This is a genomic window from Enterococcus canis NBRC 100695 (assembly GCF_001544375.1).
Taxonomy (GTDB): domain Bacteria; phylum Bacillota; class Bacilli; order Lactobacillales; family Enterococcaceae; genus Enterococcus_H; species Enterococcus_H canis.
The window spans coordinates 1-9,210 of the sequence record NZ_BCQJ01000020.1; the positions used below are offsets into that span (position 1 = coordinate 1).

Genomic DNA, 9,210 nt, shown 5'->3' on the forward strand with positions numbered 1-9,210 from the left:
CCCAAGCGTGGGACACATAGTCCACTTTAAGGTAATTATAGTATCGGGCAAGTATGCTATAATCGAATACGGCAACTTGCCCCTGAAAGGGGGTGCTATTCATGTACGAACTTATGTCTTTGGTTATCGCTCCACTCTTTGTGGGTCTAGTAATCACGCTAGTTAATCATTGGTTAGACGATTAGCAGATAACTTCGCAAGTTGTCCTAACCCACACGCCTATCCGCAAGGCGAATAAAAAAGCCCAGACCTGTGACGAGGTCTGGGCTTTTGTGCTATTCATTACGAATTTATGTCTTCCGCAATTTGATTATAGCAAGTATTACCTGAAAAATCAAAATCTGAAAATAACCCCAAATAAAAAAGTTACCCCAGCAATCTAACTGCTGGGGTAACTCACATAAGAAATATTCATAGATATCTTGGGTGTTAAGCTAACAAAACATACTTCCTGCAAGATATGCCGCTCCAACAGCAGCACCTACACCAACGCCTACAGGCCATGCGACTCCTAACGCACCTGCTGCGATTCCATATACTGTTGAATGCGCAAAACCAGCTACACCCAAAACAGCAGAACACGTATCAAAACGCAAAGTAGGATCAGGTTTTAATTCATTTATTGCATTTGTTAGCTCGCCATTTCCGTTTTCTTTGATAATTTGTTTGTTAAAGGCTTGTATATATTCTTTGATTTGTTCAACAGTAACGGTAGAATTTAACATACCCAGATTTGATTTTAGCTTGCTTTCGTTAGTAATACGTACTTGAATAAAGTTATCTGAAGTAACGTAAGTATCAAGGTTATTTCTAATTGTGTCGCCTAACACTATCTCTTCAGAAGAAATGACAGATTCTTCACTTGCAAAAGTAGGTGCTGAAAAACCAAAAAAGGAAATTCCCCCTAAAAGTAATATTAGACAGCTGGCAACAAGCGTTTTGAATTTCATATTATTAACCTCCTAAAAAAAATAATATAGTGATTAAGCTTATAGGAATATAAAAAATTCCCCATAAGATTGAATGTTGTTCCCTATTATTACTGGTACGTTGATTTAAAATGGTATCAATAGTAAATGAAAAAAATAGTAACAAAGCTAAAAATAAAAAAGTTTTGAAATGGAACAATTTAAAAAAAATTGGTGAAAGAATCAATAAGGTCATGCATTGATAAATGGTTAAGAAATATTTCGAGTACACATACTTCAAATTTTCACCTTCATTTCTTCAAAATAATTTTAAAGTATTTGGACTATTAGCCATGAAAAACAAGTTTAATTTCCCGGTTTTTCATTCTTTTCTACTTGTTATCACTGCAAAGTAATCGTTTACAATTTTATTGTAATTCTATTATACTAAGTTTGTAAAATATAAAAATCATTTGATTAAGAAGATAGTCTTTTAAAACTTGTATCTGTAATCATGATTTCATAACCTTCTACTTTTTATGATATAAAATACTTGTAGCCCCTAATAAGAAAGGATCATTCCTATATAAAAAATAACAAAACTATACTAGATTTCCTTGTGTTTTTTTGATAAAACAGTTAAACTATGGTCTATGTTTTTATTTCTAACGATTTTGTTTCAATACTTTTTCAATAGTGACCAAATAACAATTTCTAACAACATTTTTTATGTAACAAGCTTAATCAGCATGGTTTCTTCCTTGGGTTTATTTTTAAAAAAGAAAGTATAAAAAGTTAAGGGCTAAAAAGGCTGGTAGTGCAGCCTTTTTAGCCCTTTTTATTCTGCTTCTATAGGAGCACATGTCATGCTGAATTATTAATTCAGCAACTGTTTTTTTTTTCTATATCTCCAGAAAATACGCTTAAGCATTTTCTGTTATTAAACGAACTAGGGAAACTTTTCTCCTCTTTTTTCCGTTTTTTAAGTATGATCCTGGTTTATTTAATCCAGGATTTTAAAGAATGTTTAATTTGAAAAGTATATATCCTAAAAACAAAAAACTTAAAAAGTTTAAAGGTATAACTAGTCCTAACAGTTTACTAATAGATACAGGAGCTAAAGACCTGTTAACTATATAAAAAGACGAGATACTTGTTATCGTTATACAGGTAAAAAAAAGCCCACTAAAAACTAAATCAATATTTTTTAAAATATTTTGTGAGACAAGAAAAATTAATGTTGGTACATAGGCGTACAATAAATAATTAAATATAGAGATTTTTTTATTGTACATGTTAGTCGCCCCCTTATTTTGGACAAGCTGCAGAAACTGGAATCCAACCTAAACCAACAGCAGCCCCTGCAACTAGACCTGCAGGCCCACCGAAAGCAGCTCCAATTGCACCACCATAAATTGCAGATAGTGCCACGCCAGACCCTCCTACAACCCAGTCACACATAGTCGCTCTTCTTGAAAGCATATTAACAGGATCACCATTTTTTGTGAATTGTTTGTACAATGTTGTTCCAGCTGCATTTTCTGCAGTTAAGGTATATAAAAATCCTGACTCTTTCAGTGTGTAAGCAGTTACGTAATCAGCGCCTAGCTCAATTACTCCTATGTCACCATTGTCAGAAAAATATTTTGTATATTGTAGACCTTCATAATAAAATGTGTTTTCTTCAGAAACATGAAACCCACGAAGTATAAGTGAATTCTTTAGAGTATTGTAATCAGTATTAATATTTTGCGACGGTTGTATATTTTCAGAATTTATAACAGCATTAGTGTTTTCTTCAGCATTAGCTACTATACTAAAAGCACCAGACAAAAAAATAGACCCCATCATTAAAAGAACTGTTTCTACAAATAATATTTTCTTCATAAAAAAGCCTCCTATTAGTTGATTTGAATCAACTAAATTATATTATGATAGCGCTTTCTAAACAATCCTGTTTTGTTCTCTTTTTATTGTTTTTAACACTTTTTTCTCAACCAGATTCGCGATTTTTGCAAAACTGCAAATAAAAAACAAAAGACAAAAAGGAGTGATCGAAAATCACGCTCACATTTTACTCGCAGCGTTCACTCGCTAAAATCAAAGTCAAAACCATTGATAAGGTGCTCTTTGGTTAGGCTCTATTTGCTCGTCTAAGGATCTCTAAGACATTTTTAGTGGTTTCTGATAATCTTGTTAGGCTGCGCCTTTCAGGCGGTCAGGGCAAGCCCTAACAACCCAAAAGCAATTATGCTATACTCATTAACGGCAGCTTGCCCCGATTGGGGGTGTTCACATGCTTCAACAAATTCTCACGTTGGTTGTCGCCCCTATCTTGGTGGGGATAGTCATTGAACTATTTGCTTATTGGCTAGATAAGCGAGATGACAACTAAGCAAGTTGTCACTAGTCCACACGCTTGGAGTCGCAACAAGCGCAAAAAAAGCCACCTCTATTCGCAGTAGGGGTGGCTTTTGTGTTACACATGCTCGAAATTCTCACGTTTCGCACCCTGAGTATAACAGCTTTTTTTTAGAAAATCAACGAATAGACTTTTGAAAAACCTCTAAACATATTCTAAAACCCCTCTAATTTCCGTTCTAAGGCATTTTAAATCGTTTTAGGTATATTTATATATCGAAACAGAGCGAAACACCTTAAATCGAATTCTGAGGGCGCTTGTGCGTTATTCCTTATTTTGTCGGTTCATAAAGTTGGTAAAATAATTTCCTCGCTCATCTTGCAATTTGAGAAACTGAATTAGTTTGTCTATGTCCTCGCCAGAAAGTTCACGTCCTAATACGGATTCTACTGCTCCTCCGATTCGACAAAGGCGGTGTGTTCTTGCTCGACGTTTGTCATTTCCGCCAAATTTTGCATGTATCCTAATAAAGTGGACACATGCAGAACTAGACAAAGAGAGGACTACTTTAGAGGCCCAAGTCTCTAAAGTAGAACAAGAAAAAAACGAAGTGAAACTGGAATTAGCAAAAGCAAAAGAAAAAAAGCAAGAGGCAGAAGCCTATATTGCCGAACGGGTAGCGAGTGCCAAAAAAGAGATTCAAATTCAAAGTAATCAATCCCTAAAAAAAGCGGAACAAGAAATAAGAACACGAAATAGTTTAACTTCTTATGCAATAGGCGGCTATGCATTTATTTTGACGCTTGTGTGGGCAGTTAATCAATGGACAGTTATAAAGACATTTCCGCAGTGGTTTCTTAATCGCTGGGAGAATATAAAAACGGTTTGGCAAGTGATTCAGGCGTTTTTTTCTGGCTGGTAGGTTTATTTCCGAAGGATTGGTATGCGTTTATTCGTTATTTTATTCCTTTGGTCATTATAGGGATTTTGTTGGCTTGTGTGGGATTTGCAATTTTATCTGTGTTTTCAAGGCTTAGATCGTGGTATCAAGCTGTTCTTAGAAATTGTTATGATCGATCGGAATTTTATTTAAAAAAGGCAATGGTTCTTGTGATTAGCGGTGTTAGTTTGTTAGTTAGCGTCCTGTTATCGAGAGTATTTTCAAATGGCGTTCATTTCTTTTCATATTTTCTGATTTTTTCTTTTTTAGGGAATACTTTGTATTTAGAAATAGGGGAATTTTTTAAGAGATATTGAATTTTTTACATTTGGTATAGTCATTTTACTACTTTTATTTTTATCTGCTAGTGTCCTATCTAAGAACGAGATATAAAAAAGCCGTTAGTTATTAAACACTAACGGCTTTTTTGTCATAATTTTATTCTTTATTTTGTTTCTTTTCGTTTTTTATATTTTTTAATTCATTTTCAAGTTCATCTGCTTCACTTGCAAGATCAAAGACTTCTTTATCTCTAGAATTTCTTCCAAAAACAAATCCAAGAAAAAATAAACAAGGAATACTCATCACTGTAGAAATAAGTTGTTCTTTTCTAGAAATAGGAGTAAATAATCCCATGATTAGCCATAAGGAAGGAGTCAAACAAATAATTGATATATATATATCGGTTAGTCTAAAAAGTCTTTTACTTTTTTTATCTTCCATAATTTCTCCTATGCAAAAATATATCCATCATACCGACCATCAGCTTTATCTAATCCTTTGGCAATGAGATCTCTTACAGATGTTCCTCCAAGAGTAAGACCTATACTGATTGCTGTTCCAACCCAAGAAGCTGCACTTTTTCCAAGTGTTTTAGCAATTTTTCTCTCTACAGTGCGGGTGATATTTTTTCGGTTTGCTCGAATTAGTTTGATAACTGTACTACTTGTTTTAGCAGTTGCACCAATTCCTACAGCTATCAAAGCAATATCAATAGCTGTAGCAATATTTGACCTCTTATTGTACCATTTTTTACCTAATTTAACCCAATTAGGATCAGCGACAATAGGGAAAAAGTTTTCTTCATCAAAATCGATTATTTGAGTTAGTGTATCTCCATTAATCGTATAACGGGTTGGAACTGAATTTCCTTCTGAGTCTTTCGCCCATGCAGCATCAATCATATTTACAGGTAGACCTTCTTCGTTAAGAATATAAATATTCCCAGTTCCGGGTGCTTTATTTTCCATCTCTGAGGCATCGAATAATTGATATCCTTCAGGTAAATTAATTTTGAAACTGTACTCGTGACTGGCGTTAGAATCATTGATAGAAATTAATGCTCTAAAACCTAAATCTGTATTTTGTAAACCTAAATCGGAATCTTCTCCATCATAAATTACAGTATCTCCAACATCTAAAGCATCAGTTGAAAATTGTTCAGGTAAGGAAACATCAATATTTTCCTCCCCATCTTTTAATTGAATTTCTTCATCAGCATTTTTTGGTAATGTAACAGATAATTCGTTATCTGCAACTTTAACAGCTTGATTAATTTGAGTATTTTTTACAACCACATCATCCAAGCTAGTTGCATTATTTATGGCTTCAACCGTTTCTTGAATTGATTCGGAAGTTTCTGCTAATGCTAAAACGGGGCTGGCTAGTGAAAAAGATAATACTGTTAATGACAATATAGCAATTTTTTTGGTGATTTTCATATATTGCTCTCCTTATAAGATATCTTTCTAATTTATATGTTGATTTCAATAATTAAAAAAAGTAGGTTACAATAGTATTATATGCCCAGTGTCCTGCACTAATCGTGATTCCACTTAAAACAATAGCTCCAGTTGCTGCTAAAGCAACTTGTCCAATATATCTACCAATACTAAATGTCGAAGAGCCAAAGTCTGAGCCAGAACGAACCACATTCTGGCTCAGACTTTGATTTTACATAACTTATCAGTCATTTTTTCCCTTTGATATTTACTGATTATGTTGTACATTATTGTTTTCCAATCAATTAAATTGTTTCTTTATTTAGAAGATTCTAGTAATTTTGCTTTTAACAAATCATTTGCTGTTTTGTAGTCATAGAAAGAGGCATACTCATTTTGCAAAATATTTTCAGCATAAATTAATTGTTTTTGGATATCTGCTTTATCATTTGAGTTACCAGTTTGGTTATCTAAAAAATCAGAAGCTGTTTTTATTGTTTCTGCTAAATCTTTTCTTGCTAATGATAAATCAGCGGAATGTGTGTTGTATAAGTTTGATCCCTCTACAATTGAGTCTAATAATTCTTTATACGTTGTTTTTAATCTAGTAATATCAGTTGTTCCTGAACGCAAATCTTTTTTTGCTTTAAATAAAGCTGTATTTAATTTGTTTCTGTAATAGGCAGGAGCATTGATACTTTTTAATTTATTTTTTAAATAATCTTCTCTTGCAACGTATTTTGCTAAATAACCTGAATATCTAACATAGGAGGTATCGTTATCAGAAGCATGTACAACATTTCCTACTCCCATCGATAATACGGCACATAAACTAGCTAATAAAAGAACTTTTTTCATGATTTTTTCCTTCTTTCCATATTTAGATTAAATAAAATGATGAAAAAAATATAAAATGGAAGGTATATGTTTGTCAACGCTTTGCTCAAACAAAAATACTTACATTTTCGAAAGATTGGTCTACTTGGGAAGCAAAGAAGTGAAGTGTTATTTAAAGCGTTGGTTAACATAATGTCGAGTATACTAAGTAGCGCCTGTACCAACCGTTACAGGGGCGCTTTTTGTGATTTTGGATTGGTCTACCTAAATGAGCCGTTTAAAAGATTGATTTTAAGCCGTTTTTATGATCCGAACTTTGTGATTTTTTTTAATCTACCATTGATTTATTTGTTATTTTTTCTTGCTATTAGCCAATATTTTCCACCAGCGTAAACAATCGAAAAGATAAGGACAGTGACACAGTAACGAATAGGATTCCAAGGAGGAGTCAACCAAAAATCAAAGATAAATAGAAAAATACTGAAAAAAAAAGAACCGTAAGCAAAATTTGTGTTGTTTCACTTTTCATTTTTATCTCTCCTGTTGATTTATGTTTAAAATTGTTATCATTTTTTAGAGGAAGATTCCTGTTTTTTTGAGTGCAGCATTCATAGAAAAAAGAAAAAGTCGATGCCATATCGACTTTCCCTTAACAGAATTTTCTAAAATTTATCACTTAGATGGAATAGTCACACATGTTATTTACTTGGTCAGCTGATTGATTTTACAAAGAAAAGAAATATACGTTTTAGAAAATTCTAACAAAAGTTATATGAAGAAAAATATTTTTTGTCAAAACTAATTTTAAGATTTCCAAATTTGCCACCACTTTTTGTTAGTTGGTGGTATGTCGTTCATTGAGTTCTTTTCTTCAGAAAAAGCAGGTGATTCATTTTCTGGCGTTTCTTCAGTGTAAGTTAATTGTAGCTGATCTTGTAGCTTCTCGATTTGTTGGTTGGCTTGGAGCGTGAGTTGTTGTTGCTGGTCGAGTAATTTTTGCATTTGCTTTATTTGAGTATCTTTTTCTTGTAGCTGTATATCTTTTTGATCCAACTGTTTTTTGAAAAAAGAAACGAGTTCTAGATCGGGAACTTGGTTGGCGTTTTTATGGTTTTCGGTTTTTGATTTTTCGACAACTGGTTTTCGTTTTAAGTTTTCGTTTTCGGTTAAAAACATTGATTTTATAGCTATTTGCCCGATTTCATTAATCACAAACTTGTTTCCGATTTTCGCAAACCAAAGTTTTCGATTTTCATCAGAAACTTTTTTGTTAATAGCTGTTTTACTAACTCCTAATTCTTCAGCAAGCTCTTTGATTGTTTTATCTGCCATAAGTCACCTTCAGTTAAATAAATTATCTAAATCAGATAATAAATTTTTTTTCTCTTTTTCCGAAAGTGCGGACTGTGTTTGCTTTTCAAGAGCTTCTTTCTCTTTTTCTAGTTGTTTGATTTGTTGGAGGAGTTCAAGTTCTCGTTTCTTCTGTTTGATTTTTTCGTTAATTGTTGTGGCAGGTTCTTCGTATTCTTTTTGTTTATCAGCTAAAGCCAATGCTTTATTTTGTTCTTCTTTGGTTGGTGCATGTTTGTTAAAGTCGTCTGCTTTTTTGATTTCTGGTTTAAACGTAAATTGATAGCCAATGACAGGTTTTCCTCGCCCTTTTCCGTATTTCTTTTTGATTGTCAGACCTTTGAAGATTGCGGTTAATTCCTGACGTATAGGCTTTATAACACGATTATCAATGTTTGCTTGGTTGTTCCAGTAACTTTTTGGAATATCTAATAGTTCATGAAAATCCTCTTTAGAAAAATAAACAAAACCTATAGTTCGATATTGTTTTAGTAATCGAAACATAGTCTTTGCATAGCTACTTTGTAATTCGTTAAATTGTTGGAGTGAATAGCGAACCCACTCATCTAAATTGTTTAGTAAAGGTAAAGCTTTTTCGTAAACTTGTATGTCTACATATGGATCTTTAGCAGTTCCACGTATTTTAAACTCACTAAACATAACGAATCTATCTATATCGAGCCCATTAGCACTTCTTTTACCAAAACGTAAATCCATTAATTTATCATAAGTCATTTCTAAATCATTAATGAAACGATTATTAGCAGTTGCTTTATAATTACTTAAATCTTTTAGCTGGTCAAAAGTAAGACGAACGGTTTTATCGCCTTTTTCGCGCATTCTAGACACAATAGAGAAGAATAGATTCATTTCAACTGGTGTAAATTTCCGCAACGGAATGGTATTTAATTCATGATGGTATTTCACGATTTCATTTGCCAAATCTATTCCTCCTTACTCTCCCAAAGGATACAGACGTTATAAACAACGTTTTGTCTGTGATAATACATATTATAACATACGTGAGTATAAAAAAAGAAGTTTAAAAGCAGACAAAATGTAGTTTAAAAGCAGACAAAATGTAGTTTAAAA

The 9,210-nt window shown here is 32.9% G+C and carries 11 protein-coding genes; 4 read left to right on the forward strand and 7 right to left on the reverse strand.

Features of this window, described 5'->3' with window-relative positions; all coding sequences use genetic code 11:
• The first annotated feature begins 113 nt into the window (after positions 1-113).
• On the forward strand, positions 114-185 hold the full coding sequence (locus ECA01S_RS14225) for a type I toxin-antitoxin system Fst family toxin (RefSeq protein ID WP_245631227.1): 72 nt from the start codon (positions 114-116) through the stop codon (positions 183-185).
• 249 nt (positions 186-434) lie between these two features.
• Here ECA01S_RS14225 and ECA01S_RS13380 read toward each other — a convergent pair whose 3' ends face one another.
• Entirely contained in the window at positions 435-950 is a 516-nt protein-coding gene (locus tag ECA01S_RS13380; RefSeq protein ID WP_067396374.1) for a hypothetical protein, read from the reverse strand.
• A gap of 1,266 nt (positions 951-2,216) precedes the next feature.
• Complete coding sequence (locus tag ECA01S_RS13395) at positions 2,217-2,795, reverse strand: hypothetical protein (RefSeq protein WP_067396381.1); 579 nt, start codon at positions 2,793-2,795, stop codon at positions 2,217-2,219.
• Positions 2,796-3,204: 409 nt separating this feature from the next.
• Between ECA01S_RS13395 and ECA01S_RS14230 the strand changes: the two genes are divergently transcribed.
• From ECA01S_RS14230 to ECA01S_RS14485, 3 genes are all read left to right on the forward strand, one after another.
• Positions 3,205-3,303, forward strand: coding sequence for a type I toxin-antitoxin system Fst family toxin (locus ECA01S_RS14230; RefSeq protein ID WP_115241680.1), 99 nt, complete (start codon positions 3,205-3,207; stop codon positions 3,301-3,303).
• 577 nt (positions 3,304-3,880) lie between these two features.
• Positions 3,881-4,192, forward strand: coding sequence for an ATP synthase subunit B family protein (locus tag ECA01S_RS13400; RefSeq protein WP_143139629.1), 312 nt, complete (start codon positions 3,881-3,883; stop codon positions 4,190-4,192).
• Positions 4,156-4,527 (forward strand): hypothetical protein, encoded by a 372-nt coding sequence (locus tag ECA01S_RS14485; RefSeq protein ID WP_217994742.1) that lies wholly within the window; start codon positions 4,156-4,158, stop codon positions 4,525-4,527. The genes ECA01S_RS13400 and ECA01S_RS14485 overlap by 37 nt, the downstream gene beginning before the upstream one ends.
• A 121-nt stretch (positions 4,528-4,648) precedes the next feature.
• On the opposite strand, the gene ECA01S_RS13405 is transcribed toward ECA01S_RS14485, so the two are convergent.
• The 5 genes from ECA01S_RS13405 to ECA01S_RS13430 all read right to left on the reverse strand — a co-directional run bounded on the left by ECA01S_RS13405 (position 4,649) and on the right by ECA01S_RS13430 (position 9,060).
• Complete coding sequence (locus tag ECA01S_RS13405; protein ID WP_067396388.1) at positions 4,649-4,933, reverse strand: hypothetical protein; 285 nt, start codon at positions 4,931-4,933, stop codon at positions 4,649-4,651.
• A gap of 8 nt (positions 4,934-4,941) precedes the next feature.
• The gene (locus tag ECA01S_RS13410; protein ID WP_067396391.1) at positions 4,942-5,931 is read right to left on the reverse strand and encodes a hypothetical protein; all 990 of its coding nucleotides are present in this window, start codon (positions 5,929-5,931) and stop codon (positions 4,942-4,944) included.
• Between the two features lie 318 nt (positions 5,932-6,249).
• The gene (locus tag ECA01S_RS13415; protein WP_067396395.1) at positions 6,250-6,789 is read right to left on the reverse strand and encodes a hypothetical protein; all 540 of its coding nucleotides are present in this window, start codon (positions 6,787-6,789) and stop codon (positions 6,250-6,252) included.
• A 783-nt stretch (positions 6,790-7,572) separates the two neighbouring features.
• Positions 7,573-8,100 (reverse strand): helix-turn-helix domain-containing protein, encoded by a 528-nt coding sequence (locus ECA01S_RS13425; RefSeq protein ID WP_067396402.1) that lies wholly within the window; start codon positions 8,098-8,100, stop codon positions 7,573-7,575.
• A gap of 9 nt (positions 8,101-8,109) precedes the next feature.
• Entirely contained in the window at positions 8,110-9,060 is a 951-nt protein-coding gene (locus ECA01S_RS13430) for a replication initiation protein (RefSeq protein WP_067396405.1), read from the reverse strand.
• Between the last annotated feature and the right edge of the window lie 150 nt (positions 9,061-9,210).